Raw genomic sequence first — 25,742 nt, forward strand, 5'->3', positions numbered from 1 at the left:
CCACGGGCCTCCCGTCCGTCAGCGGGTCACGTCGAGGACGCGACCCGGTGTCGCGGACACCGTCTCAGTCGTCAAAGTGCGCCGCGGCCGCGCGGGCGCGGTAGACGACGTCGTCGACGTCGTCGCCGAGCACCGTGACGTGCCCGATCTTCCGGCCGGGCCGGGGCGCCTTGCCGTAGAAGTGGTACTTCGCCTCGGGGAAGGCCTCGAGCGCTGCGGGGTACCGGGCGGCGAGGTCGCCGTCCGCGGGTCCGCCGAGCACGTTGACCATGACGGACGCGGGGACGAACGAGCCGGTGGCCCCGAGCGGCAGGTCGAGGACGGCGCGCAGGTGCTGTTCGAACTGGCTCGTGGTGGCGCCGTCGATGGTCCAGTGCCCGGTGTTGTGCGGACGCATCGCGAGTTCGTTGATGAGGATGCGCTCGTCGTCGGTCTGGAACAACTCGACCGCCAGCACACCGGTCACACCGAGTTCCTCCGCGATGCGGACGGCGATCGACTCGGTCAGGTCGGCGATCCGGCCGGCGCTGTCCGGGGCCGGTGCGATGACCTCGGCGCAGACCCCGTCGCGCTGCACGGTCTCGACGAGCGGCCAGGCGACGACCTGCCCGGAGGGACGGCGTGCCACGGACTGCGCGAGCTCGCGGGTGAAGGGGACGAGCTCCTCGACCAGGAGGGCCTGGTCGCCGCCGGCCTCGGCCACGGCGATGAACCAGTCGTCGACGTCGGACGCGTCGGAGACGACCCGGACGCCCTTGCCGTCGTACCCGCCCCGCGGCGTCTTGACGACGGCACGGCCACCGTGGTCCGCCAGGAATGCTCGGAGGTCGTCGGGTCCCTGCACGGCGGCCCAGTCGGGCACCGGCAGTCCGAGTTCGCTCAGCCGGCGACGCATGGTGATCTTGTCCTGGGCGACGGCCAGCGCGTCCGGTCCGGGGTGGACCGACACGCCCGCGTCGACCAGGCTGCGCAGGACGTCCTGCGGCACGTGCTCGTGGTCGAAGGTCACGACGTCGACCTGTCGGGCGAACTCGAGCACCGTGGCGGCGTCGTGGTAGTCGCCCTCGGCGGTGGCGGCGATCGCGGCGGACATGCCCGGCCCCTCGGCGAGCACCCGGATGTCGATCCCCAGTTCGACCGCGGCCGGCACCATCATCCGTGCCAGCTGTCCCCCACCGATGACCCCGACGCGCAACGCCATGCTGTGTGATCCTTCCGGCGCTCCCACCGTGCGGTGGGAACGCGTTGTCTACAATCGCTGTTCGGGTCGTGCTCTGCACGACCGGTCACAACTCTACGGATCCTGGAGGGCTCGTGCGGCGCCTCATCGCCCAGCTGGCACGCTTCGGCGTCGTCGGTGCCGTCGGCTTCGTCGTGGACACCACGGTGTTCAACGTGCTGCGCATCACCGTCCTGAACCCCGAGGACGTCCACTCGGGGCCGTTCTGGGCGAAGGTCATCTCCACCGTCGTGGCGATCTTCGTGAACTGGATGGGCAACCGGTACTGGACGTTCCGCGAGCAGCGTCGCGCCGTGGCCACCCGCGAGGGCATCGAGTTCGTCGTCGTGTCGCTCGGCGGCATGGTCATCGCGCTCGCCTGCCTCGGGGTGTCGCACTACGCGATGGGGCTCACCTCGGTGCTCGCCGACAACGTCGCGAACATCATCGGGCTCGTGCTCGGCACGGTCTTCCGGTTCTGGCTCTACAAGGTCTGGGTCTACCACCCCGAGCGCACGGCCACGCAGCCGGCCGCCGCGGACGAGTCGGTGTCCGACGGCCCGCGGGTCCCCCACGACGTCTGACCTAGGATCGGTGGGGTGACGGCCGAGACGACCACCACCCCCGCCCCACCCCGCACCGCGCGCTGGGAACGTGTCGCGATCGCGGTGATCACGGCGACCTTCGGGCTCTGGCTGGTGGCGTGGGCGTTGCTCGTCCCGGTGTTCGAGGCCCCCGACGAGACCGCGCACATCGACGCCGCCGTGCACGTCGCCCTCGGTGACGCCTGGGCTGCCCCCGGCGAGCTGCACGTCACCAACGCCGTGCAGGCCGCGAAGGTCGAGCAGGCGACGAAGCCGTCCGACGAGTGGTCGACGGTGAGCGAGCTGCTGCAGAACGCACCAGGACCCTCGGCGACGGTCAACCAGATGACCCAGCACCCGCCGACCGCCTACCTGGCCGGAGCCGCCGTGCTCCGGGCCGTCGACTTCGGCGAGCTCCGCTGGGACCACGCGTTCATCGCCCTCCGCCTGGCTGACGTGCTGGCCGTCACCGCGCTCCCCCTGCTCGCCTGGGCATCGGTGCGCCGGGTGACCCGCAGCCCACGCGCCGCGCTGATCGGGGCCCTCGCCGTGTTCGCGACGCCCGAGCTCGCGTCGATCGGCTCGTCGTTCTCGAACGACGCCCCGGTGCTGCTCGTCGCCGGGATCGTCGTCTGGCTCGCCACCCGTCTGCTCACCGGCGACACCCGCTGGCGCACCACGATCGCACTGGCTGTCGTGCTCGGGGACCTGGTCTGGATCAAGGGCACCGGGTTGCCGGCGGTGCCGTTCGTCGCGGTGGTGGTGCTGCTCGCCGGCGCGGGGGTGCTGTCCCTGCGGCAACGGATCGTCCGCACGGTCGTCACGATGGCGGTCTCCGGAGGCATCGGTGCCTGGTGGTGGCTGCACAACCTCGTGTCGTACGGCCGGATCCAGCCGAACGGCTACACGGCCATGCGGCCCCCGAAGGACTTCCCGCCGGGCGAGAGCCCCACGCTCGGACACTTCCTCGACGTCAGCTGGGGCACCCTGTCGCGCACGTTCTGGGGCAGCTTCGGCGGTCGGGCCCAGGTGACCATCGGCGACCTGTTCACCGCCGTCCTGACCCTCGTCGCCCTCGTGGTGCTCGTCGGCTGGGCGTTCCGCCGGGGCCCTGACCTGCGGGTGGCCCTGTGCCTCGCGGTGTTCCCGGCGCTCCTGATCGGCATCCAGAACCGCACGAGCGCGCACTCGTACCTCACCACCACCGAGGTCGCCGCCACCCAGGGCCGGTACTACTTCCCCGCGATCGTCTGCCTGATCGTGCTGAGCGCGCTCGCGTGGCGACGACTGGTGCCGGCCGGCCGGGCACGCACCTGGGCCGCGGTGGCGCTGGCCGTCGTGCTGCCCGCGGTGGGCGTGTACGGCTTCGCGGTGGCGTCGGCCTGGTTCTGGAACGCGGCGCTGTTCCCGGTGACCGGCCGCGGGCTGCTGCGGTACTCCGAGATCGGGCCGGTGCCACCCGCGGTGCTCGTCGTCGTCGTGGCCCTGGTCGCGGTGGGGCTCGTCGCGTCGGTCGTGCAGGTCGCGCGCGCCGACCGTCGGACCCTGGCGACGACGGTTCCCGTCCGCTGACACGCCCGGCTGCGGAGCGCCGCGGTGGCACGACGTGCCGCAGGCGGCGCCGAGGGGTCGCGAACTGTCGGCAGGCGAGGCCGCAGACGACACTTCGTGACCCCTCGGCGGACGGCGCGCGGCGTGCGGTGGGCGCACCCACGAGACGGACGGGAGGCCCGGTGCCAGCTGGCACCGGGCCTCCCGTCCGTCGTCACGCGCGACCGGTGCCCCACTCCGTGAGCAGGAATGGTCGGGTCCGTCATCCGGACCCGACCATTGCTGCTCACGAAGCGACGCGCGCGACGCGCGTCAGGCGGCGGGGACGCCGCCCTCGACCGCGGAGGGGTCGTCGGTCGGGCGGTTGCGCCGGAACCACGTGGGGGCCGCAGCGCAGAGCAGGAAGAGTCCGTCGACCGCCAGGCTCCAGACACGGGTGACGACGACCACGACCAGTGCGATGGGCGGCGGCATGACGAGCGCCAGCAGGAGGGCCTGCACGCCCTCGCGGACGCCGAGCCCGCCGGGGGCGAAGACGGCCAGCATGCTGATCGCCGAGGCCATGCTCGCGGCACCGATCACGAAGGCCGCGTCGGTGAGCTTCAGCGACGGGTACACGCCGAGGGTGATGAAGTAGTACGCCGTGCCGGACAGCACCGCACCCGCGACGTAGAGCCCGGCTCCGCCGAGGACCGTGCCGAGGTTCGGACGGACGTCGGCCTCGAGCGGCTTGCGACGCAGGATCTTCAGCGCGATCCCGATCAGGAACACGAACACGCGCGGGATCAGGCAGACGACGCAGCCCACGAACGCCGCGATCATCAGGACGATGAGCCACGGGTCGAGGTTGTGCGTCCGCGGGTCGATGAGCAGCAGCACGAGCGCCAGGGCCAGGGTGGCGGCGATCTGCAGCGCACCTTCCAGCAGGCCGCTGACGCCGAGGCGGGCCTTCGAGACGCCGTGCTTCGAGGCGAAGTAGACCTTGCCGATGATCCAGGTCGCGGCACCGGGGATGTAGCGGCCCATCCAGGACTTCGCGTACACGTAGGTCAGGGTGACGCCGCTGCCCTTGAGCCCGGTCGCGCCGAGCCGTCGCAGCAGGTAGAACCAGATGCCGACGCCCCAGTACCGGAAGCCGAGGCTGATCACCGTCGCGAGGATCACCCACGACCACTGCCAGTCGAGCCCGGCGAGCTGTCCCCAGTCGACGCTCCGGACGTACAGCACGAGGAACACCGCGAGCAGGACGTAGAAGGCGATGGGGATCGCCTTGCCGAGGAACCGTCGTCGCTTCGACGGACGCTTCCCCTCGGGCGCGGGGGTGTCGCTGGTGCTTGCGGACAAACGGGTCTCCTGCTCAGGTCACGGGCTCAGGTCATGGTAGACGCTGGGGCGGGCCGCTCCCTGCGGTGCTGCCGCAGGGAGCGGGTGCCGGGGACGTCACCGGTCGAGCGTCACCGGGCGAGCTTGACGATCTGCACGCGGCAGGGGATCTCCGGGTCGGTGGAGCGGTCCGCGCTGCACGAGATCGTCGCGTTGTACGTGCCGACCAGCTTGCCGGCCACCGAGTAGTCGCGCGCCGGGGCGGTCGCCGGGTCGAACTGCACGAAGTACTGCACGCCCTCGTCGATGAACAGGTTGCGCATCGCGTCCGAGTGGTACGTGTAGCCCTGACCTGAGCGACCGTACACACGCGTGTCGGTCAGGAACGCGAGCGAGGAGAGCGAGCGGTAGTTCGAGCCGATGACGGTGGCGTCCTCGGGCAGCGCGCCGCTCGCCCGGATCTGGTCGGCGAGCCGGACGATCTCCGGCACATCGGTCGGCCCGAAGACGCGCAGCGCCTCGGTGCGGTTGACCGACGGGTAGAACGGCGCCGGGGACCCGAACCAGTTCTGCGTGTACGAGGCGATCGGCACCACGGCGATCGCGACGCACGCCACGATCGTGCGGACCACGCCCCGACGGCGCACCAGCCGCCAGACGGCCGGCAGCATGAGCGCCCCGATCATCGCCGTCAGGTAGAACAGCGGCCAGTAGTACCGGGCGTTGCCACCGCCGCTCGATGACGAGGTGATCATGCCGTAGCCGACGAAGTACACCAGGGTCGTCGCCGCGACGATGCAGGTGAACGCGTAGCGGCGGAACCGCACGACACCGATGACGAGTGCCGCCGCGAAGAGCAGGGCGATCGGCGCCGCGAACGGGGCGAAGGTGCTGATCTTCTGCAGGTAGTACGGCAGGGCGAGCATGCGCTCGTGCAGGTAGTACCCGGCGCGGGCCGCGATGCCGGAGTCCTTCGTGACCTTCGGCGCGGTGTCCTCGGTGGTCGACTGCGTGGGCGGCGGCACCACGGCGGGGTCCGGGTTGTCCATCGGACCCTGCTTGTAGACCGACGGGGTGAAGTCCTCGTTGGGCGAGAAGGCGTGGTCGTTGGGCGGGACCGGCAGGAACGGCCAGTCCGTTGCGCGGCCGCCGTCATCGAACTTCGAACCGATGTTGACCGACAACGACGACCCGAGCGTCACCGTGCCGTACTTGAGGGTCAGTGCGCCGACCCACGGGGCGATGACGACGGCGAACACGACGATCGTGGCGACCGGGGCCGTCCACCAGTGCCGGACGGGCTCACGGCGGCGACGGGCGGACCAGACGCGCAGCAGCAGCCAGAGGATCACCGCACCGACGGCCACGGGCAGCAGGAAGAGCTTGGTGAAGTACCCGAGCGCGGCCACGACGCCGAGCACCGCGCCGGAGGCGACCCGCGCACGCGTCGAACCGTGCAGTGCCTGGTCGGCCCACCGGAGTGCCCAGAGGAACCCGACGACCCACGCGACGACGAGCAGGTCCGGGGTCTGCACCGACACGGCGCTCATCAGGGCGGGGATCGCGGTGACCATGAAGAGCACGGCGGGGACGATGCGGTGGTTCTGCGACCAGACCAGCCACCCGCCGATGCCGAGCACGACGGCCACGGCGAAGCAGTTCACGATCGCGAAGGCCGTCTGCATGCCGAGCCCGAGGGCGATGAACGGCGCCATCATCCACGAGACCAGCGGCGACCAGTACGCGTTGATCGCGTCGGGCAGCCAGCCGTTCGCGTACTCGCGCGCGATGCCCATGTAGGAGATGCCGTCGACGTTCGTCACGCCGAGGCGGTTGTGGTAAGCCACGGCGGCGCTCAGGGCGACCCCGATCACCACGAGGACGCCCAGGATCAGGGGTGCGACGACGTGCCGGTACCGTCGCGCACCCGCCCCCGAACGCCGTCGTGCGGGCTCGTGGGTGCTCTGCGGTGCTGCGGTCGTCGTCACGGTCACGTGCTTCATCATGACATCCGTTCGCTTGTCGGACCGCACCGAGGCGGATCGCGGGCCCCGCTCGGCGTGTGGGAGACTGCCGGGGACCCCGCTCCGACCACCTCGAGGACGTTCGTTGGCCACCGAAACCCGCGCAGCCGAATCCGCAGCCGAACCGACGGCGGCCGCTCCCCGCGCAGGGGGCCGGCTCGAGTTCCCGTACCTGGACGGGCTCCGCGGTCTCGCCGCCCTGGCCGTGGTGTTCTACCACGCGTACCTCTTCACCGGGACGACCGGGACCGGGCCGACCGAACTGCCGTGGCTCCGCCCGTTCATCGGGTGGGGCTACCTCGGCGTTCCGCTGTTCATCGTCCTGTCCGGCTACGTCCTGATGCTGCCCGTCGTGACCCGGTTCGACCGCTACCGGTTGCCCGGCGGCTTCTGGAAGTTCATCTGGCGCCGCGCCCGACGGATCATCCCGCCGTACTGGGCGTCGCTCGTCGTCTTCGCGCTCATCATCCTGTTCGTCCCGGTGATGGGGCAGCCCGGCGGCACCCAGTGGGACACGAAGCTGCCGATGGGCTGGGGCACGTTCCTCACGCACTTCTTCCTGGTGCACGACTTCTTCCCGCAGTACATCGGCAAGATCAACGGCCCGATGTGGACGGTCGCCGTCGAGTGGCAGATCTACTTCCTCATGCCGCTGCTGATCCTGCCGCTCTGGAAGGTCTTCGGCGGGTGGGCGACCGCGTCCTCGCTGGTCCTCATCGGCATGTGGATGGGCGCCGAGAGCCGTTACTCGTGGATGCACCCGTGGTTCGTCGGCCTCTTCGCGGTCGGCATGCTCGCCGCCGAGCTCACCGTCAAGGCCCGTGACGAGCACCTGACCGGCAAGCTGAACGCCTCGAAGCTCGGCGGTCCGCGGTGGCAGAGCGGCGTGTTCGTGGCCGCGATGTTCGTCGGCATGCTCCTCGTCTTCTTCCGCAACCGCGACTACTGGCAGCACCAGACCTGGCCGTCCGAGGTCGTCCTCGGCATCTTCGCCGGCATCCTGCTGACGTGGATGGGGCGCAAGGCGGTCACCGGGGAGCACACCTGGCTCGCACGCTTCTTCGCGTGGAAGCCGTTCGTGCTCGCCGGCCTCGTGTCGTACACGGTCTACCTCTTCCACAGCCCGTTGCTCGGACTCGGCAACCTGCTGCTCCTGCCGATGGGCCTGTACCCGAAGTGGCAGTTCCTGATGATGGTCTTCGTGGTGATCCCGATCACCCTGGCGATCTGCGTCGGGATGTGGTGGCTCGTGGAGCGTAACTTCCTGAACCGCCGGCAGAAGCACGCCACCCGCGAGGTCTCCTCGCGCGGGCGCCTGCCCGAGGTCGAGACGGACGACGAGGGCACCCGCACCGCCCGCTGACCCCGAATGCGGACACCGCAGCGGACGCCGCCCGGGTGCGTCTCACGGACAGGTGTCGCCGAGTCCGGGTAGCATCGCTCGGACCGCGGCGTGGGAGATCAGGCCCACGGCATCTCGACAGGGAAGACGAGACCACATGCGCGCACCCATCAGCAGGATCCTCGGGCTCGGCACCGCTGCCGCCGTTGCCGGGGTCATCACCTTCGGCAGTGGCCCGGCGGTCGGCGCGACCGCCACCGAACCCGCCGGCACCGACACCGGTCAGCAGCTCTCCATCGCCGAGATGGACCGCACCGGCAACCACACCATGGGTGCCGGCATCGCCGCCCACGCCGGTGAGACCCACGTGACGACCTCCCCCGACGCGACCTCGGGCGGCGGCGTGAGCGCACAGTCCCTCAGCTCGTCGGCCGCTGCCGCCACCGCCGGCGGGCCACCCCCCGGCCGGGTGCAGGGCTTCGACATCAGCGCGTGGCAGCCGAGCGTCAACTTCCTGCAGGCCTACCGCAACGGCGCCCGGTTCGTGTACGTGAAGGCGACCGAGGGCACCTCGTACGTCAGCTCCACCTACAAGCAGCAGTACGCCACCGCCAAGCAGCGCAACCTGTACCGCGGCGGCTACGTCTACGCCCAGCCGAGCCAGGCGAGCGGCGCCGCGACCGCGAACTACTTCTTCGCCCACGGCGGCCAGTGGAGCAAGGACGGCAAGACCCTGCCGCCGCTGCTCGACATCGAGTACGGCAGCGCCGCCCAGGGCACCTGCTACGGCAAGTCGTGGGGCGCGATGCGCACCTGGATCAAGGACTTCAACAGGACCGTCGTCGCCAAGACGGGTCGGTACCCCGCGATCTACACCACGACCGACTGGTGGAAGCGCTGCACGAACAACAGCAACCAGTTCTCGAAGAACCCGCTGTTCGTCGCGATCTACCCGGTGAAGAACTTCACCACCCCCGGCACCCTCGGACGCAGCTGGTCGAAGTGGACCTTCTGGCAGTGGGCGGCCAGCGGCACGCTCCCCGGCGACCAGGACGTCTACCGCAACGACATCACGTACCTGAAGCGCTTCGCGTCCCGGACGAGCTGACGCCCGTCAGGGACGTCGCTGCGATCGACGGCCCTGCCACCAGCCGACGGCGAACAGCACCGCGCCGACGAGCAGGAACGGCCCACCCGCGAAGACGAGGAACGCCGCACCGAACGGGAAGCTCCCGCCGGTCGCGGCGTACACGGTGAGGATCAGCGCCCCGGTTCCGGAGACGGCTCCGCCGATGGCGGCGGTGACGCCGCCGGCGACGGTGAGGGATCGACGCTCGGTCATGTCGTCAGCCTAGGGGCGCGCGCCCCCGGCGCTGGGCCACCACGAACGGACAGGAGGCCCGTGGCGGTGTCGCCACGGGCCTCCTGTCCGTCACGGGCGCGAGTTCGCACCCGCCGTGTCAGCGCACAGTGTCAGCGGACGTCGCGCGTCGCCTCGGCGAAGTCGGCGTCGAGGGCGGTCGCCATGCGGGCCACGCCCTGCGCGAGCTGCTCGCGGACCGCGTCACGGTCCGCGTCGAGCGCCTCGAGCTGCGCTGTGACGTCGTCGACGAACGTGGGCTCGAGTGCGGCCTCGATCGGCTTCGAGTAGGCCTGCTGGCCCATCTGCTCGAAGAACAGCCGGCCCTTGTCGACGTAGTAGAGCACCGCGGCGGGGACCCCGGCGATGGTCGCGACGATCGCCGAGTGCAGGCGGCTCGCCAGGAACAGGCGGCTGCGCGACATCAGCCCGGCGTACTCGGACGGCGAGAACTCGTCGGCCTCGACCACGTGGGTGCGGTCGGCGTGCCGCATCAGGGCGATGACCTCGCGGGCGAAGGCGGCGTCACCCTCGGACGCCTCCATGTGCATCGGGTAGAACACCACGTCGGCGTCCCAGCGGTCGATCACACGGTCGGCGAGGTCGGCGACGGCCTGCCGGTAGGTCACGAGCTTGTCGCTGTCGACACCGGTCTGGCGGAAGCGCTTCGGCAGGAACCGGAACGGGATCCAGCCGCTGCGCTTGTAGTGGAACCAGCGACGGACGCCGAAGCCGATCGAGCCCTCGAGCTGCTCGGCGGTCAGGCCGGTGGTGCGCTCGAGCCGTTCGAGCACGTCCGCGTCGGGCGGGGTGACCGTCCCGACGACCGCGGGGTCGAAGGACGACACGATCGGCGTCTTCACGCCCCAGGACAGGAGCTTCTCGCGGGACTCGTCGTCGCGGACGGCGAACGCGCTGCACAGGTCGACGGTGGCGCGGATCAGGCGCTTGCTGACCCCGGCGGTGGTCGGGCCGATGCCCTGGAACGCCCCGACGAGGTTCTTGTTGACCGCACGGACGAGCAGCATCTTGCCGAACCAGTACACGAGGCCGAGCTTGTTCGTGTAGTCCTTCAGGATCTCGCCGCCACCCCAGAGCACCACGTCGGCCCCGCGGGCGGCACGGAGCAGGGCGAACAGGTCGCCGATGCCGGTGCTGTACGGCGAGACCGGCAGGAACCGGATCCCGAACCACGCGGCGTCCCGCTCGGGGTACTGGGACAGGGACACGATCTCGGCGTCCGGCCACCGGCGACGGACGAGCTCGACGTTGCCGGCGAGGATCGCCCGGTCCCCGCGGTTGTGGGGCGAATCGCTATTGTGGATCAGTACGCGCACGGGGTGAGAGCCTACCGGACCGTCCCCCGCCAGCCCCGGAAAGGCACGATGTCCCGCACCACTCGCTCCGCCCGCTCCCGCCAGGACCGCACCCGCTTGCTCGTCCTGGGCTCGACGTTCCCGGCCCGTCCGGACGACGGCGTGCCGGCGTTCGTGCTCGACCTCGCCCACCAGGAGGCCACCGAGTTCGACACCCTCGTGCTCACCCCCCGCGTGCCGGGCGGTGCCGCGAAGGAGCGCATCGGCGAGGTCGCGGTGCGCCGCTACCCGTACTTCCCGCGTCGCTTCGAGGACCTGGCCGACGGCGCGATCCTCGACAACCTCAAGGAGCGGCGCTCCCGCATCGTGCAGGTGCCCGCGCTGGTGCTCGCGCAGTACCTGGCCGTGCGGCGCGTGGTGCGCTCCGCGAAGCCCGACGTCATCCACGCGCACTGGGCCATCCCGCAGGCCCTCGTCGCGACCCTGGCCGCCCCGGGTGTGCCCGTCGTCGTGACGACCCACGGCGGGGACATCTACGCGCTCCGCGCGGCTCCCCTCGTCCGGCTCAAGCGCTGGATCTTCGGACGGTCGGCGCACGTCACCACCGTGAACTCCGAGATGCGCGAGCGCCTGACCGAGTGGGGCGTCCCCGAGTCGCGCTCGACCGTGATCCCGATGGGTGTCGACCTCGGCCCGGCCCGCGACACCCGTGCCCGCGTCGCGCCGCAGGAGCACCACGTCGTCGCCGTCGGTCGTCTGGTCGAGAAGAAGGGCTTCGGCAACCTGATCGAGGCACTCCGTGGCCTGGGCGACGACGTGCCCTGGCGGCTCACCGTGGTCGGCGACGGCCCGTACCGCGCCCAGCTCGAGCAGCAGGCGGCGGGTCTGCCGGTGACGTTCCTGGGCCAGCGGGGCCGCACCGAGGTGCTCGAGACCCTCGCGTCGGCCACCGTCGTCGCGGTGCCGTCGATCCCCGCGGCGAACGGCGACCAGGAAGGCCTGCCGGTCACCCTGCTCGAGGCCGCGGCGGTCGGGGCCGCGATCGTGGCGAGCGACCTGCCGGGCATCCGGGACGTCGTGCAGGACGACGTGTCCGGCGTGCTCGTGCCCCCGGGCGACGTCCCGGCGCTCCGCGCAGCACTGCAGCGCGTCCTCACCGACGACGCAGCACGCTCGCGATACCAGGAGCAGGCCGTCGTCTCGGCGGCGGAGTTCTCCACCGAACGGATCGGCGAGCGCTACCGGGCGGTGCTGCGCGCAGCCATCGGCTGACGACGCGGCGAACACACCGGAGGCCCGGTGCCGGTCCCACGGACCGGCACCGGGCCTCCTGTCGGTCGCGGCTAGCGCCCCATGCCGCGGTACGTGAAGCCGGCGGCGGTCCACGCGTCACGATCGAGGCAGTTGCGGCCGTCGATGACGACGGGCGACGCCACGAGTGCGGCAGCGGCGGTCGCGTCGAGCTCACGGAACTCGGTCCACTCGGTGAGCACGAGCACGAGCTCCGCCCCGCCCAGCGCCTCGGCCGCGCTCTCGACGTAGTCGAGCTCGGGGTGCACGCGGCGCGCGGTGACGACGGCCTCGGGGTCGTACGCCGAGACGACGGCGCCGAGTTCCTGCAGGCGGGCTGCGATGTCCAGGGCCGGCGAGTCGCGCACGTCGTCGGAGTTCGGCTTGAACGCCAGGCCGAGCACCGCGACGCGCTTGCCGCTGACGACCCCGCCGAGCAGCTCCTGCGCCAGCTCGACGACGTGGGCGCGACGACGCAGGTTCGTGGCGTCGACGTCGGCCAGGAACGCCAGGGACTCCCCGACGCCCAGCTCGTTCGCCCGCGCCTGGAACGCGCGGATGTCCTTCGGCAGGCAACCGCCACCGAAGCCGAGGCCGGCGTTCAGGAACTTCCGGCCGATGCGGGCGTCGTGGCCGATCGCGTCGGCGAGCGCCGTCACGTCGGCACCGGCGACCTCGGCGATCTCGGCCATCGAGTTGATGAACGAGATCTTGGTGGCGAGGAACGCGTTGGCGCTGATCTTCACGAGCTCGGCGGTGGGCAGGTTGACGACGAGTCGGGGCGTGCCGGTGGACAGCGCCTCGGCGTAGACCTCGTCGAGGGCGGCGACGGCCTGTTCGCCGGCCTCGCCGTCCGGCACGCCGTAGACGAAGCGGTCCGGCGCGATGGTGTCCTGCACGGCGAAGCCCTCACGCAGGAACTCGGGGTTCCAGACGAGCGTGGCACCGGGGACGTCCTCGCTGACCTCGGCGGCCAGGCGTGCGGCGGTGCCGACGGGCACGGTCGACTTGCCGACGACGAACTCGCCGGCGGACAGGTGCGGCGTGAGCGCGGCGACGGCGGCGTTCACGTAGGTCAGGTCCGCGGCACCGGTGGGGCCCTGCGGGGTCCCGACGGCGAGGAAGTGCACGCGGGCACCGGCGACCTCGGCCATGTCGGTGGTGAAGCGGATCCGACCGGACTCGAGGGCCTCGGTCAGGATCTCGGGCAGGCCGGGCTCGAAGAAGGGGGCCTCGCCCGCGGCGAGCCGCTCGATCTTGGTGGGGTCGACGTCCACGGCGACGACCTCGTGTCCGAGTTTGGCCATGGAGGCGGCGTGCACGGCACCGAGGTAGCCGCAGCCGATCACAGAGATACGCACGTCGAAGAAGGTACCGGTTTCTCGCCGAACTCTCATCACGGCACCCGCAGCGGCGCCCGCGGCGACGGTCACAGCGGCCGGATCAGGCCCGCACGTCGCCCCACGGCGGACGGTCCGGACCGCCGACGATCTCGTCCCAGTCCGGCTCACGGTGCCGACGCCTGGCCTCGTAGGCCTCCACCAGGTCGTGCAGCACGGCGACGACGAGGTCGGCGTGCGGCACGTCGGCGAGGACCACCGCGGGGTCGTCGCCGGGGAACACGAGCACGTCACCGGAGCGGAACAGCCCCTGCAGCCCGCGGCGCCGTACGGTCACGTCGTAGCCGCGGGAGTGCAGGAGTTCCCGTCGGGTCCGCGTGCCGAGTCCGTTGACCACGACCAGGCGACGCGTGGTGACGACGTACCGCTCCGACATCCAGCGGAACAGCGGGACGGCGCCGCCGAACACGACGAGCACCACGACGACGAGCGCGACGACGGCGTTCAGCCACGCCAGCTGCGCCTGGAACACGCCGAAGCCGAACCCGCCGGCCGCGGTGACGAGCACGACGAACACCGCCGGTCGCACCAGCCGACGGGCGTGTGGTCGCAAGCGTGCGACGACACGTTCGGGCGGGGGCTCGGCGGTCATGCCGTCATGCATACCGCAGGTGGGTGACGTCCCCCACCGCGACGCCCCTGGTGCCGCCCGCCTGGTCCCGGATCGTGATGCGGCCGGCGTCGTCGATGCCGGTCGCGTCGGCCTCCTCGACGGTGCCGTCCGGCAGCTCGAGGCGGATGCGGCGACCGATCGTGCCGCACGCGGCGCGGACGTGGGACCGGACCGTCTCGGCGGCGGGACCCCCGGTGACCAGGCCTGCCACCGCCTCCAGGACGGACCGCAGGAAGGCGGACAGCACCGCGTCGGCCAGGGCGGGTGCGTCGTCGACCGCGCCGGCGAGCAGGAGCGAGGTGGACGTCGGGGTGGGCAGCCGATCAGCCGGGATCGTCAGGTTCACGCCGGCCCCGACCACGACGCTGCCGTCGGCGGCGACCTGGCAGAGGATCCCGCACACCTTGTCCCCGGCGACCTGCACGTCGTTCGGCCACTTCACGACGACGTCGGCGCCGGGCGGGAGCACCGACGCGATCGCGTCGCGCATCGCCGCCCCGGCGACCAGCGGCAACCAGCCGCGGTCGTGGTCGTCCAGGTCCGCACGGACGAGCACGCTGGCGGCGAGCGTCTCACCGGCCGGAGCGGTCCAGGTGCGGTCGAGCCGGCCCCGACCCGCGGTCTGGTGCAGGGTCGCGAGGACACTGCCGTGCTGCTGCTCGGGGGCGGCGGCGAGCAGGTCCGCGTTGGTGGACCCGGTCTCGGCGGGGACGGTGATCGTCGCGCCCGCCGACCGGACAGCCTCGCTGGTGGCGGGGAACGACGGCGACGGGGATGTGGACATGCACGCAAATGTACGGGCAGGAACCGTGGGGGTCCTCCAACCGGCAGCGTGGCAGCCGCCGGTAGGGTGAGCGGGTGACTTCAGGAGACACCCCCGATCTGTCGACGACGGCCGGCCGACTGGCCGACCTCCGCGACCGGTACCACGAGGCCGTGACCGCCGCGGGCGAATCCGCCATCGCCAAGCAGCACGCGAAGGGCAAGGGCACCGCGCGCGAACGCATCGAGCAGTTGCTCGACGAGAACTCCTTCGTGGAGTTCGACGAGTTCGTGCGGCACCGCACCACGTCGTTCGGCATGGACGCCAAGCGCCCCTACGGTGACGCGGTCGTCACCGGCGTCGGCACGATCCACGGCCGCAACGTCGCCGTCTACGCGCAGGACTTCACGGTCTTCGGCGGGTCGCTCGGCGAGGTCGCCGGCGAGAAGATCATCAAGGTCATGCAGCACGCGCTCAAGACGGGCGTGCCGATCATCGGCATCCTCGACTCCGGCGGCGCCCGCATCCAGGAAGGCGTCGTCGCGCTCGGCAAGTACGGCGAGATCTTCCGCCTGAACACCCAGGCCTCAGGCGTCATCCCGCAGCTGTCGATCGTGATGGGTCCGGCGGCCGGCGGTGCGGTGTACTCCCCCGCCCTGACCGACTTCGTCATCATGGTCGACAAGACCAGCCACATGTTCGTCACTGGCCCCGACGTCATCAAGACCGTCACGGGCGAGGACGTCGGCTTCGAGGAGCTCGGCGGCGCCCAGACGCACAACGCGGTCTCCGGCGTGGCCCACTACCTGGCCGAGGACGAGACCGACGCGCTCGACTACGCGCGCTCGCTCATCGGGTTCCTGCCGGACAACAACCTGTCCGACCCGCCGGCCTACGACGTCGCCCCGGAGCTCGAGACCACCGACGCCGACCACGAGCTCGACCTCGTGATCCCGGACTCGACGAACCAGCCGTACGACGTCACCACGATCATCGAGCACATCGTCGACGACGGTGAGTTCCTCGAGGTCCAGCCGCTCTTCGCGCCGAACATCCTGATCGGCTTCGGCCGGGTCGAGGGCCGCACGGTCGGCATCATCGCGAACCAGCCGCAGGCGATGGCCGGCACGCTGAACATCGACGCCGGCGAGAAGGCCGCCCGCTTCGTGCGGTTCTGCGACGCGTTCGGCATCCCGATCCTGACCCTGGTGGACGTGCCCGGCTACCTGCCCGGCACCGACCAGGAGTGGACCGGCGTCATCCGCCGCGGCGCGAAGCTGCTGTACGCCTACGCCGAGGCCACCGTCCCGCTCGTCACCGTCATCACCCGCAAGGCCTACGGCGGCGCGTACATCGTCATGGGTTCCAAGCAGCTCGGTGCCGACATCAACCTGGCGTGGCCGACCGCCGAGATCGCCGTCATGGGCGGTCAGGGTGCCGTCAACATCCTGTACCGCGCCGAGATCAAGCGCGCCGAGGAGTCCGGCGAGGACGTCGCCGCGGTCCGCACGAAGCTCGCGAACGAGTACACGTACAACGTCGCGTCGCCGTACCTGGCGGCCGAGCGCGGTGAGCTCGACGGCATCATCCAGCCGCACGCCACGCGCGTGTCGGTCATCAAGGCCCTCCGGTCGTTGCGGGGCAAGCGCGCCACGCTGCCCCCGAAGAAGCACGGGAACATCCCCCTCTGATGGAACCGGTCGAATCGCCGCGCACGGGATCATCACAATCCCGCGGCCTGATGGGTCGCCACGCAGCAGCCGTGCCCTCGGACGAGCCCGCCTCGGTGGCGGACGTCCGGGTGGTCTCGGGCGACCCCACCCCCGAGGAACTCGCCGCCGTCGTGGCCGTCCTGCAGCGCCAGGCCGACGAGGCCGCTGCCGCCGGACGCGCCGCCGTGGTCGTCGAGCCCCGCACCGGGTGGGACGCCGCGGCCCGCGGACTCCGCCGCCCGCTCGATCACGGACCGGGCGCCTGGGGCCGATCGCTCCGCTGATGTACCCCTGGTGCGCGGGCGACCGGAACGGTTGCAGGGCGCACTTCCCGGTCGGTATCCCCTCACTCGGGGGACACGTTCAGCGGATACGGACCGGAAATGCCGGAATTGTCCCCCATAATGACGACTGACATGCAGCTCGTGCGTCGGCATAGTAGTTGGTGTTCGGTGTCCTTCAACGAAAGACATCGCAGGACGGTGGCCGACTAGGGTACGAAGCCACCGCCCGCTGCGAGGCAGGGCGACATTCGGGTTGTCGCTCAGCCTCGGGTCGTGAACGGGCCGGTCGGTATCCGACCGGCCCGTTCCCCGTTTCCGGGGGTCTGTCGCGGGTGCGGGCGGGCGTCGGTGCGGTTGGCGGGGGCGATGCGGAACGACACCGTCGACGTCGTACGACAACGACATGGTCGCTTCCGTGCGCGCGCCAGCCCGGCGCACCCACGTGACGGCCGGGAGGCCCGTGGCGGGGCCGCCACGGGCCTCCCGGCTGTCCCCCATCGCGTCCACCGCCGCCCGCACGCCCGGCGCACCACGCGCGTCCGCACCGCGTCCCCACCACGTCCGCGACGATCCACGCGTCGATCACGTGGTGCATCGTCGCAACACGCGCGCACGCGCTGCCGCGCGCTGTACCGGGCGTGCCGCGCGCTACGCCGGCTCGTGCCGCGGGATCTCCAGCCAGAGCGCGACGGAGTCGTCCTCGTCCCCGTCGTCGTCGTCCATCCCCGCTCCGAGCGCTGCGGACTCGCTGGCCGCGCCGTCGAGACGGAGTCCGACGACGGTCACCGCGGAGTCGGATCCCTCGCCGACGGTCCGGACGATGACGTTGTCGGCGTCGCGGGCCTGCCGGAGCGCCTCGGCGACACGGGCGTGGATGCGGCGGATGTCCGGGGCGTCCAGGTCGTCGAGCCCGCCGTCGTCGTGCAGTTGGACGGTCGCTCCGCGGCGACGCAGGCGCATCACCTCGTCGCGGACGTCGTCGGACAACAGGGACCGGCCCCGGATCTCGTCGCGGATGGCCTGCTCGAGGTGCAGGCACTCGGCGCGGTCGGCGTCGTCGAGGTCGCCGCAGGAGTCGATGATGCGCTGCAGCATCGGCAGGGCCATCCGGGTGGTCTGGCTCAGCCGGAACTGCCGCTCGAACACGTGGGCGTCCTGCGCGGCCTGCCAGTCGGCGGTCTCCTGCTCGGCGAGGACGAGCTCACGGGTGTTGCGGATGGCGCGGCTCATCGCAGCGGCGAAGACCGTGGCGATCGCGACCCAGGCGACGCTGCCGACCACGCCGAGCCCACCGAGCGAGCCGAGGCCGGCCCAGGCGACGGTGTACACGGTCAGGAACAGGACGCCGGCCCACGCGAAGGGGCCCCGACCGCGCACGACGAGCACCACCATGAGCGTGCCGATGGCCGCGATCCACCAGGTGGCGGAGCCCGGACCACGACCATCGACGAGGACGGGGGCGGCGATCACCGGCATCACGATCGCGGTGGCGAGGGAGAAGCAGGCCGTCCAGACCGGCAGGACCCTGCCGGGGACGAACAGTGCGAGGCCGGTGGCCGCGGCGTACAGGACCATGCAGGCGATGATCGGGGCGACCTGGTCGACGCGCGGCAACGTGGCCGCGGCGAGGACCAGGTGGTAGAGGGAGAACAGCGACGCCAGGCCGAGGGCGATGCTCGCCGGCAGGGAGACCTTCATGCGGTCGTCCTCGCGGCCGGCGACCACGTCAGCACGATGCGGGTGCCCTCGCCCGGGGCGGTGTGCACCTCGGCGCGACCGTCGACGGTCGCGACCCGCTCCACGATGGAGCGGCGGACACCGAGCCGTTCGGCGGGGATGGCCGCGACGTCGAACCCGCGGCCCTCGTCACCGACCTCGACGAGCACCCCTTGGCCCTGCTGCTCGATGCGGACCCAGCGGGAGACGTCAGCGTCGCCGGCGTGCTGCACGCTGTTCACCGCGGCCTGCAGCGCCGCCGAGGCCAGCGCGTCGGCGACCGACGCGGGCAGGCGGACCGACCCGGTCGGCGTCGGGACGAGGCGGACCGGGGCGGGCAACGCACCGACCCCCTCGCGGATGCGCGCCCGGAGTTCCCCGAGGGCGACCGGCGCGACGTCACCGGGACCGTCGGTGGCGGCGGCCTCGAGGTGGTCGATCGCGTTCCGGGCCATCCGCGCGGCGAGGGTCTTGGCCTCGAGCGTGTCGGCGCGGGCGGCGGAGAGCAGCGTCGTGAGCACGCTGTCGTGCACGATGGCGTCCACCTGGACCCGTTCGACCTCGGTGGCGTGCTCCCGGATGGCGAGCGAGTACCGCCGCACGGCCGTGGACTGCGCCGTGTCGACCGACGTGGCCGCACGCCGCAGCACCACCGCGATGACGAGCACCGCGCCGCTGAGCAGCGCCGTGTAGACGCCGTCCAGCAGCACGGCGAGGACCCCGACGTCGCCGCCGAGCGGGCTGAGCCGGATGACGACGTACACCGCCGGCACGAGCGCCGTGTAGACCGTCGCACGCCACGTGGCGAAGCCCATCGCCGCCGCCGTGCAGCCGACCGTGCAGAACCACCACGGCCACGGCTGCTGCGCCGACGGGATGGGCTCCTGCACGGTGGCCGTCCACGTCACGAGCACGACGAGGAACAGCAGCGCGCAGACGATCTGCGCCAGCTGGGCGACCCGCTGCACGAAGGCCGAGACCCCGATGAACACGAACGACGCCGCGAGGGCGAGCATCAGCGTCGGGCCCCAGAACGGGTCGAGGTACGGCAGCTGCTGCAGGACCGCGGGCGCGTCGACGATGCCGAGGCCGATCGCCGCCATCGCGAGGAGGATCGCGAACGCGCGCTCGACCGACGCCTGCGTGATCGAGGCGCGGACGCTGCGCGCCGGATCGGCGCCGAACGGCGCCGGTTCGACGACCGTCCGCGCCGACTCAGCCGCGGTCGCCATCCGTGTCAGCGACCGTCGCCGTCGGGGTCGATGCCCGAGTCGAGCCCGGGGAGGATCCCGTCCTCGACGGCTCGACGCAGCAGGTCGACCTTCGTCGGGGCCGGGCGACCGACCTCGACGTACTTCACACGGATCCGGTCGAGGTACTCACGGGCCGTCGAGTAGCCGATGCCGAGCTGCTGGGCGGCGAGCTTGAGCGGGAGACCCGAGGCGTAGAGGTGCAGGATCTCGCGCTCGCGACGGCCGAGCTGCGCCTTCGCGAAGTCACGGTCGGCGTCGATGGCGCTCGCCCACTCGAGGTTGTTGAGCACGTCACCGCGTGCGACGGTGGCGACCGCCGCCATCACCGTCTTGGTGGCCGAGGACTTCGGGATGACGCCGGCAGCCCCTGCTGCGAGCGCCTCACGCACGTTGGCGACACGGTCCGCGATGGAGTGCACGAGCACCGCCGATCCCGTCCCCTGCACGCCCTTGACGTTCTCGGTCACGGTCGAACCGTCACCGAGGGACAGGTCGAGGACGACGACGTCGACCTCTCGCCCGTCGAGGTTCTCGACGTACTCGGGGACGCTGGCGGCGGTGAGCACCACCTCGAACCCCTCGTTCTGGCACGCCGCCTGGATCCCGAGTCGGACGGACTCGTGGTCGTCGACGATCGCGACCCGGACCGGCCTGGTGGCCGCCCCTGACGTCTCGGTGCTGGTGGTTGTCGTTCCTGCTGCCACAGTGGCCTCTCGTTCCGATGCGCGACGCCGGCCCCTGAAACCGGAGTGCCATCAACGACCCAGGATACCCAGCCCGGACTCAGGTGCGGGGCTTCTCCGCTGCGCCACGCTGGCCGGTCCGCCGATTGGTGGACACCCCGACACGCAAGGACCCGCGGTCGAGCGACCCCCGGACCTCAGCGCGCGGGGACCAGGCGTGCGACGGCTTCCAGGTGGTGGGTGTGCGGGAACAGGTCGAAGGCCCGCAGTGCTTCGAGCCGGTAGCCGAGGTCGGCGAACGTCGCGACGTCGCGGGCCAGCGCCACCGGGTCGCACGCCACGTAGACGATCTGCTCCGGCTGGAGCGCGGCGATCTGCACGACCACGTCACGACCAGCACCGGCGCGGGGCGGGTCGAGCACGATCGTGCCGGCGCGGAAGCGGTCCTTCTCGGCGCGCGAGGCGTTCGCCACGGTGTTCGTCAGCCAGCGGTCGACGCGGCCGGTCTCGGCGCGGGCGCCGAGCCACTCGGACAGGTTCTCCTGCGCGTGCTCGGTGGCACGGGCGGCGCTCTCGACGCTCGTGATGCGCGCCTTCGGGCCGACCAGGTCACCGAGGGCGGCGGCGAGCAGGCCGACACCGCCGTACAGGTCCAGGTGAGTGCCCTCGGGGTCGAGGCGGTCGCGGTCGACCAGGTCCTGCACGGCCTCGGTGAGCACGGTCGCCGCGGCGCGGTGCACCTGCCAGAACCCGTTGTCGTCGACCTGGAACGTGCGCTCCCCCACGACCTCGGTCACCACGGTGGGCTTCTGGTCGTCGATGACGAGCCGCGCGCCCTCGGAGCCACTCGGTGCGAGGACGTCGATGACCGAGGACCCCGGCAGCGCGCCACGGCCGAGCGGGGCGCTCTGCTGCACGACGGCGGTCGCGAGCGGCAGGCCGGTCACCGGGATGACGGAGTGCGAGCGGGCCGCGAACGGGCCGGCGGTGCCCTGCTCGTCGACGTGCAGCCGGACGCGGGTGCGCCAGCCGAGGCCGTTCGCCGCGTCGTCGCCGGGCGCGGCCTCGACGACGACGTCGTGGCCGAGCACCTCGGCGAGGTCCATCCGCGCGAACCGCGCGAACGAGTCGACGAGGACGTCGTGCTTGAGCGTGCGCTGGTGCGAGAGGGCGATGTGACCGAACTCGGCGCCACCCGGGCGCGTCTCGGGGTCACGCTCGAGCGCGGCCTCGGGCCAGACGTGGTCGACGCGGTGTTCGCTCGGCGTGATGACGCTGACCGTGTCGGCGCGCCAGAACGACTTCTTGCGGTCCTCGGTCACCCGGGCGACGACGCGCTCCCCGGGGATCGCGTCCGAGACGAAGACCACCCGTCCTTCGTGCCGTGCCACCGAGATGCCGCCGTGGGCGATCCCGGTGACGTCGAGTTCGAGCAGCGTGCCGACGGATTCACCCATGGTGAGATGGTCCCATGCGTCTGTACCTCGCGAGTACATCCCCCGCCCGCCGAGCACTCCTCGCCCAGTCCGGGATCGAACCCGTGCTCGTGTCCCCCGGGGTCGACGAGGACGCCGTCGGCGCCGCAGCAGCGGCATCCCTCGGCCGTGACCTGACCGGTCCGGAGCTCGTCTCGCTCCTCGCCGTCGCGAAGGCGTCCGCGGTCGCCGACTCCGCGGTCGCCGGGTCACCGGTCGACGGCGTGGTGTTCGGCGGCGACTCCGCGTTCGAGGTCGACGGACAGCTGTACGGCAAGCCGCACGACCCGGCGGTCGCCCGGGAGCGCTGGCGGCAGATGCTCGCCGCCGGCGGCGGGACCCTGTGGAGCGGGCACTGCGTGATCGATCGACGACGCGACGACCGGCACCGGGACCCGGAACCGGCCACGGGGCGGCCTGGAGGCGCGGTACCGGCCCGCACCGTGCCTCCCGTCCGGTCCCTGGTCACGTCCACCGCCGGTGTCCCGCAGCTGGGTGCCGTGGCGCCCGGCGGGTCGGCGCTGGCCGCCGCCGGCGACCGCGTGGTCGCGGTCGACAGCGCGGTGCTGACCTTCGCCGACGACGTGTCCGTCGATGAGATCGACGCGTACGTCGCGACGGGCGAGCCGCTCAAGGTCGCGGGTGCGTTCACCATCGACGGTCGGGCCGCGGCGTACATCACGCGGATCGACGGAGCACCGTCCGCCGTGATCGGGATGTCGCTGCCGGTGCTGCGGTCGATGCTCCTCCGGGGCTTCGGCATCGCCTGGCACGATCTCTGGGCTCATTAGACGCGGCGCACTGTAGACATCCACACCTGTTCCGGGTGGTTCTTTGTGGGTGCCAGTCAAAACGCACTCCCGCCGCACGAATACGCTGCTGTGTCATGCCCCGTATCAGCAAGGTCCTCATCGCGAACCGCGGCGAGATCGCCGTCCGCATCATCCGCGCGGCCCGCGACGCGGGCAAGGCATCGGTCGCGGTCTACGCCGACCAGGACCGCGATGCCCTGCACGCCCGCCTCGCCGACGAGGCCTACGCGCTGAACGGCACCACGAGCGCCGACACGTACCTCGTCATCGACAAGATCATCTCGGTCGCCCGCCGCTCCGGCGCGGACGCCGTGCACCCGGGCTACGGGTTCCTCGCCGAGAACGCCGACTTCGCCCGCGCCGTCATCGACGCCGGGCTCGTCTGGATCGGCCCGTCGCCGGAGTCGATCGAACGCCTCGGCGACAAGGTCTCCGCGCGCCACGTCGCCGAGAAGGTCGGCGCACCGCTCGCCCCCGGCACCATCGAGCCCGTGCAGGACGTCTCGGAGGTCTTCGACTTCGTCGACCAGGTCGGTCTGCCCGTCGCGATCAAGGCGGCGTTCGGCGGTGGCGGTCGTGGCCTGAAGGTCGTCCGCGACCGTGCCTCGGTCGAGGAGCTCTTCGAGTCCGCCACGCGTGAGGCGATCGCCGCGTTCGGTCGGGGCGAGTGCTTCGTCGAGAAGTACCTGGACAAGCCGCGCCACGTCGAGACCCAGTGCCTGGCGGACGAGCACGGCAACGTCGTCGTGGTCTCCACCCGCGACTGCTCGCTGCAGCGACGCCACCAGAAGCTCGTCGAGGAAGCCCCGGCGCCCTACCTGACGCCCGAGCAGCAGACCGCGCTGTACGAGTCGTCCAAGGCGATCCTGCGCGAGGTCGGCTACGTCGGCGCCGGCACCTGCGAGTTCCTCATCGGCGCCGACGGCACCGTGTCGTTCCTCGAGGTGAACACCCGCCTGCAGGTCGAGCACTGCGTGTCCGAAGAGGTCACCGGCATCGACCTGGTGCGCGAGCAGTTCCGCATCGCCGAGGGTGGCGTGCTCGACTACTCGGACCCCACGCCGCGGGGACACTCGTTCGAGTTCCGCATCAACGGCGAGGACCCGGGTCGCAACTTCTTCCCCGCGCCCGGCCCGGTGCACGCCTTCAACGCACCGTCCGGCCCCGGCGTCCGTGTCGACTCGGGTGTCGTCTCCGGTGACGTCGTGTCCGGCTCGTTCGACTCGATGCTCGCGAAGCTGATCGTCACCGGCGCCACCCGTGCCGAGGCGCTGGAGCGTTCGCGTCGTGCACTCGCCGAGTTCGAGGTCACCGGCCTGCCGACCGTGCTCCCCTTCCACCGTGCCGTGGTGTCCGACCCGGCGTTCGCGACGGCCGACGACGAGCCGTTCAGCATCTACACGCAGTGGATCGAGACCGACTTCGTGAACGACATCCCGGCGTGGAGCGGCTCCCCCGAGGAACTGCCGGCCCCGGCTGCGCGCGACAGCGTCGTGGTCGAGGTACAGGGCAAGCGCATCGAGGTCACCATGCCGTCGATCGTCGGTGGCGGTGCTGCCGGCGGCGTCGCCGGTCGTCGTCCGGCCGGCCCCACCGCTCCCCCGAAGCGCCGCTCGTCGGCCGTCCGCGGGGGTCTGGCGAAGTCCGGGTCGTCCGTCGCGTCGCCGATGCAGGCCACCGTGGTGAAGCTCGCGGTCGCCGAGGGTGACACCGTGGTGAAGGGCGACCTGCTCGTCGTGCTCGAGGCCATGAAGATGGAGCAGCCCGTGCAGGCCCACAAGGACGGCGTCGTCACCGCGCTGAACGCCCCGGTCGGCCAGACGGTCTCGTCCGGTCACGTGCTGCTCGAGCTCGCGTAGCGCGGGGTTCCGTCTCGCAGCTCGGTTGGCGCCCCGCTGTGGTCATCGCGCCCCGACTCTTCGGGGCGCGATGACCGTCTGAGGGCGCGGATCGCAGCGTGACGCCAAGCCGTACCCCAGTCCGGACCGAGCGGCACCCCGGCATCGTGCAGGATCCGCGGGAGCTGCCCCGCGGGCATCGCGTCCGCCCACATCACCCGTGCGAAGCCGTTGACCTCACGACGGCGACGGAGACGGTCCTCCCGGCGCTTCTCGTCGACCAGGGCGTCCGCCGCTGTCCGCCCTCGTCGCGGGTCGTCGTACTTCACCCGGCCGTCGAACTCGACTATCACCCCGGGTTCCGCGAACCACAGGTCCACCCGGTCGCGGAGCAGGCCGTCGTGCCGGAACTCCTGCTGCAGTACCGGGTCCGGAGCGCCGAGCACGTGCGCACCCCACCGTGTGATGCTCTCCCCCGGTGACTCGGCGAGCGGATCCGCGTGCTCGATCAGTTCTCGCGCGCGTCGATGCCCGCGAGCACGGCGACTCCCGAGCACTTCGAGGATCGTCGTCCGCTCGACGCCGCGCCGCAGGACCGCGTCGAGCACGACGATGGCACGCCACGGGTGTTCGCGAAGGGCGACGTCGACCGCGGTCTCGGTCAACGTCGTGACGGGCACACGGTCGACCTCGACGGAGGACGGTCGCCTGCCGGCGCTGCCGATGCGCTGGATGCTCTGTTTGACCTGGCCCCGGTCCCGCGACGGGTCGGTCACCGTGACACGCTCGCCGAACGCCCCTATCCACGGAAGTCCGAGCATCGCGACCGCTGACCGGTGTGACACCACGACGGAGCCCCTCCCGCCCGCGAGCACACTCCGGACGAGCATGCGATGTCGTTCGCGTCCCGTCATCGACGCCCACTCACCTGACCCGACGTACGTGCCACGGTGCACCCGGACGAGGGCGCCGACTTCCGCTGCACGACGGATCGCCGAGGCGCGGCCGGGGTCCTGCGCGAGGCCGACGGTCGAGATGGGTTCGTGTTCCATGCTCCGATGATCGTGACGCACGGTCCATCGCGAGCGGGGTTTGCGCGATCTGTGGACAGGCCACGGAGCAGCGCACCCCGTTGCGGGCATCGCGCCCCGAAGAGTCGGGGCGCGATGCCCGCAACGGGGCGC

22 protein-coding genes are annotated in these 25,742 nt (G+C 71.6%); 9 read left to right on the forward strand and 13 right to left on the reverse strand.

Annotated features, from left to right (window positions below):
• Positions 1-64 precede the first annotated feature (64 nt).
• Positions 65-1,201 (reverse strand): 5-(carboxyamino)imidazole ribonucleotide synthase, encoded by a 1,137-nt coding sequence (locus DEI98_RS04610; RefSeq protein WP_111100083.1) that lies wholly within the window; start codon positions 1,199-1,201, stop codon positions 65-67.
• Between the two features lie 113 nt (positions 1,202-1,314).
• Here DEI98_RS04610 and DEI98_RS04615 point away from each other — a divergent pair, with 113 nt between their 5' ends.
• Positions 1,315-1,803, forward strand: coding sequence for a GtrA family protein (locus tag DEI98_RS04615; protein WP_071406423.1), 489 nt, complete (start codon positions 1,315-1,317; stop codon positions 1,801-1,803).
• 15 nt (positions 1,804-1,818) lie between these two features.
• Positions 1,819-3,375: a DUF2142 domain-containing protein gene (locus tag DEI98_RS04620; RefSeq protein WP_111100084.1), complete on the forward strand. Its 1,557-nt coding sequence runs from the start codon at positions 1,819-1,821 to the stop codon at positions 3,373-3,375.
• 291 nt (positions 3,376-3,666) lie between these two features.
• On the opposite strand, the gene DEI98_RS04625 is transcribed toward DEI98_RS04620, so the two are convergent.
• Both DEI98_RS04625 and DEI98_RS04630 read right to left on the reverse strand, forming a co-directional pair.
• Positions 3,667-4,698: a lysylphosphatidylglycerol synthase domain-containing protein gene (locus DEI98_RS04625; RefSeq protein ID WP_071406421.1), complete on the reverse strand. Its 1,032-nt coding sequence runs from the start codon at positions 4,696-4,698 to the stop codon at positions 3,667-3,669.
• A gap of 110 nt (positions 4,699-4,808) precedes the next feature.
• On the reverse strand, positions 4,809-6,680 hold the full coding sequence (locus tag DEI98_RS04630; RefSeq protein ID WP_111100085.1) for a glycosyltransferase family 39 protein: 1,872 nt from the start codon (positions 6,678-6,680) through the stop codon (positions 4,809-4,811).
• Positions 6,681-6,786: 106 nt separating this feature from the next.
• Here DEI98_RS04630 and DEI98_RS04635 point away from each other — a divergent pair, with 106 nt between their 5' ends.
• Both DEI98_RS04635 and DEI98_RS04640 read left to right on the forward strand, forming a co-directional pair.
• On the forward strand, positions 6,787-8,064 hold the full coding sequence (locus tag DEI98_RS04635) for an acyltransferase (protein ID WP_181437939.1): 1,278 nt from the start codon (positions 6,787-6,789) through the stop codon (positions 8,062-8,064).
• A 136-nt stretch (positions 8,065-8,200) separates the two neighbouring features.
• Entirely contained in the window at positions 8,201-9,151 is a 951-nt protein-coding gene (locus DEI98_RS04640) for a GH25 family lysozyme (RefSeq protein WP_110863324.1), read from the forward strand.
• A 6-nt stretch (positions 9,152-9,157) separates the two neighbouring features.
• Here the strand turns inward: DEI98_RS04640 and DEI98_RS04645 are convergent, their stop codons facing one another.
• Positions 9,158-9,385 carry a hypothetical protein gene (locus tag DEI98_RS04645; protein WP_111029457.1) on the reverse strand — a complete coding sequence of 76 codons (228 nt, stop codon included), beginning with the start codon at positions 9,383-9,385 and terminating at the stop codon, positions 9,158-9,160.
• Between the two features lie 131 nt (positions 9,386-9,516).
• Positions 9,517-10,740, reverse strand: coding sequence for a polysaccharide pyruvyl transferase family protein (locus DEI98_RS04650; protein WP_181437940.1), 1,224 nt, complete (start codon positions 10,738-10,740; stop codon positions 9,517-9,519).
• Positions 10,741-10,788: 48 nt separating this feature from the next.
• Between DEI98_RS04650 and DEI98_RS04655 the strand changes: the two genes are divergently transcribed.
• Positions 10,789-11,991, forward strand: coding sequence for a glycosyltransferase (locus tag DEI98_RS04655; RefSeq protein ID WP_146243426.1), 1,203 nt, complete (start codon positions 10,789-10,791; stop codon positions 11,989-11,991).
• A gap of 71 nt (positions 11,992-12,062) precedes the next feature.
• Here DEI98_RS04655 and DEI98_RS04660 read toward each other — a convergent pair whose 3' ends face one another.
• The 3 genes from DEI98_RS04660 to DEI98_RS04670 form a co-directional block, all read right to left on the reverse strand.
• Complete coding sequence (locus DEI98_RS04660) at positions 12,063-13,370, reverse strand: UDP-glucose/GDP-mannose dehydrogenase family protein (RefSeq protein WP_111046848.1); 1,308 nt, start codon at positions 13,368-13,370, stop codon at positions 12,063-12,065.
• Positions 13,371-13,452: 82 nt separating this feature from the next.
• Positions 13,453-14,001 carry a PH domain-containing protein gene (locus tag DEI98_RS04665; RefSeq protein WP_071244247.1) on the reverse strand — a complete coding sequence of 183 codons (549 nt, stop codon included), beginning with the start codon at positions 13,999-14,001 and terminating at the stop codon, positions 13,453-13,455.
• A 4-nt stretch (positions 14,002-14,005) separates the two neighbouring features.
• On the reverse strand, positions 14,006-14,806 hold the full coding sequence (locus DEI98_RS04670) for a biotin--[acetyl-CoA-carboxylase] ligase (RefSeq protein WP_111100089.1): 801 nt from the start codon (positions 14,804-14,806) through the stop codon (positions 14,006-14,008).
• Between the two features lie 74 nt (positions 14,807-14,880).
• Between DEI98_RS04670 and DEI98_RS04675 the strand changes: the two genes are divergently transcribed.
• Both DEI98_RS04675 and DEI98_RS04680 read left to right on the forward strand, forming a co-directional pair.
• On the forward strand, positions 14,881-16,476 hold the full coding sequence (locus tag DEI98_RS04675) for an acyl-CoA carboxylase subunit beta (RefSeq protein ID WP_071406413.1): 1,596 nt from the start codon (positions 14,881-14,883) through the stop codon (positions 16,474-16,476).
• Positions 16,476-16,781, forward strand: a complete 306-nt coding sequence (locus DEI98_RS04680) for an acyl-CoA carboxylase subunit epsilon (protein ID WP_258370740.1) — start codon at positions 16,476-16,478, stop codon at positions 16,779-16,781. Before DEI98_RS04675 ends, DEI98_RS04680 begins: the two co-directional genes overlap by 1 nt.
• A gap of 648 nt (positions 16,782-17,429) precedes the next feature.
• On the opposite strand, the gene DEI98_RS04685 is transcribed toward DEI98_RS04680, so the two are convergent.
• From DEI98_RS04685 to DEI98_RS04700, 4 genes are all read right to left on the reverse strand, one after another.
• The gene (locus DEI98_RS04685) at positions 17,430-18,479 is read right to left on the reverse strand and encodes a hypothetical protein (protein WP_071406459.1); all 1,050 of its coding nucleotides are present in this window, start codon (positions 18,477-18,479) and stop codon (positions 17,430-17,432) included.
• Entirely contained in the window at positions 18,476-19,729 is a 1,254-nt protein-coding gene (locus tag DEI98_RS04690) for a sensor histidine kinase (protein WP_110863330.1), read from the reverse strand. The genes DEI98_RS04685 and DEI98_RS04690 overlap by 4 nt, the downstream gene beginning before the upstream one ends.
• Positions 19,730-19,734: 5 nt before the next feature.
• Complete coding sequence (locus DEI98_RS04695; protein WP_110863331.1) at positions 19,735-20,454, reverse strand: response regulator transcription factor; 720 nt, start codon at positions 20,452-20,454, stop codon at positions 19,735-19,737.
• Positions 20,455-20,630: 176 nt separating this feature from the next.
• A complete protein-coding gene (locus tag DEI98_RS04700) occupies positions 20,631-21,890 on the reverse strand; it encodes a class I SAM-dependent RNA methyltransferase (RefSeq protein ID WP_111100090.1) in 1,260 nt (419 codons plus the stop codon).
• A 14-nt stretch (positions 21,891-21,904) separates the two neighbouring features.
• On the opposite strand from DEI98_RS04700, the gene DEI98_RS04705 reads away from it, so the two are divergent.
• Positions 21,905-22,699: a nucleoside triphosphate pyrophosphatase gene (locus DEI98_RS04705; protein WP_111100091.1), complete on the forward strand. Its 795-nt coding sequence runs from the start codon at positions 21,905-21,907 to the stop codon at positions 22,697-22,699.
• 95 nt (positions 22,700-22,794) lie between these two features.
• On the forward strand, positions 22,795-24,579 hold the full coding sequence (locus DEI98_RS04710; RefSeq protein WP_111100092.1) for a biotin carboxylase N-terminal domain-containing protein: 1,785 nt from the start codon (positions 22,795-22,797) through the stop codon (positions 24,577-24,579).
• Here DEI98_RS04710 and DEI98_RS04715 read toward each other — a convergent pair.
• Complete coding sequence (locus tag DEI98_RS04715; protein ID WP_111100093.1) at positions 24,555-25,610, reverse strand: hypothetical protein; 1,056 nt, start codon at positions 25,608-25,610, stop codon at positions 24,555-24,557. The two genes, DEI98_RS04710 and DEI98_RS04715, sit on opposite strands and share 25 nt — an antisense overlap.
• Positions 25,611-25,742: the final 132 nt, after the last annotated feature.

This window comes from Curtobacterium sp. MCLR17_034, from assembly GCF_003234485.1.
Classification (GTDB): domain Bacteria; phylum Actinomycetota; class Actinomycetes; order Actinomycetales; family Microbacteriaceae; genus Curtobacterium; species Curtobacterium flaccumfaciens.

Bases quoted from the DNA above. Each gene is read 5' to 3' on its own strand.
- DEI98_RS04610 (WP_111100083.1), bottom strand. From the start codon at position 1,201: ATGGCGTTGCGCGTCGGGGTCATCGGTGGGGGACAGCTGGCACGGATG.
- DEI98_RS04640 (WP_110863324.1), top strand. From the start codon at position 8,201: ATGCGCGCACCCATCAGCAGGATCCTCGGGCTCGGCACCGCTGCCGCC.
- DEI98_RS04670 (WP_111100089.1), bottom strand. From the start codon at position 14,806: ATGTCCACATCCCCGTCGCCGTCGTTCCCCGCCACCAGCGAGGCTGTC.
- DEI98_RS04710 (WP_111100092.1), top strand. From the start codon at position 22,795: ATGCCCCGTATCAGCAAGGTCCTCATCGCGAACCGCGGCGAGATCGCC.
- DEI98_RS04665 (WP_071244247.1), bottom strand. From the start codon at position 14,001: ATGACCGCCGAGCCCCCGCCCGAACGTGTCGTCGCACGCTTGCGACCA.
- DEI98_RS04705 (WP_111100091.1), top strand. From the start codon at position 21,905: ATGCGTCTGTACCTCGCGAGTACATCCCCCGCCCGCCGAGCACTCCTC.
- DEI98_RS04715 (WP_111100093.1), bottom strand. From the start codon at position 25,610: ATGGAACACGAACCCATCTCGACCGTCGGCCTCGCGCAGGACCCCGGC.
- DEI98_RS04700 (WP_111100090.1), bottom strand. From the start codon at position 21,890: ATGGGTGAATCCGTCGGCACGCTGCTCGAACTCGACGTCACCGGGATC.
- DEI98_RS04680 (WP_258370740.1), top strand. From the start codon at position 16,476: ATGGAACCGGTCGAATCGCCGCGCACGGGATCATCACAATCCCGCGGC.
- DEI98_RS04655 (WP_146243426.1), top strand. From the start codon at position 10,789: ATGTCCCGCACCACTCGCTCCGCCCGCTCCCGCCAGGACCGCACCCGC.
- DEI98_RS04690 (WP_110863330.1), bottom strand. From the start codon at position 19,729: ATGGCGACCGCGGCTGAGTCGGCGCGGACGGTCGTCGAACCGGCGCCG.
- DEI98_RS04630 (WP_111100085.1), bottom strand. From the start codon at position 6,680: ATGAAGCACGTGACCGTGACGACGACCGCAGCACCGCAGAGCACCCAC.
- DEI98_RS04645 (WP_111029457.1), bottom strand. From the start codon at position 9,385: ATGACCGAGCGTCGATCCCTCACCGTCGCCGGCGGCGTCACCGCCGCC.
- DEI98_RS04685 (WP_071406459.1), bottom strand. From the start codon at position 18,479: ATGAAGGTCTCCCTGCCGGCGAGCATCGCCCTCGGCCTGGCGTCGCTG.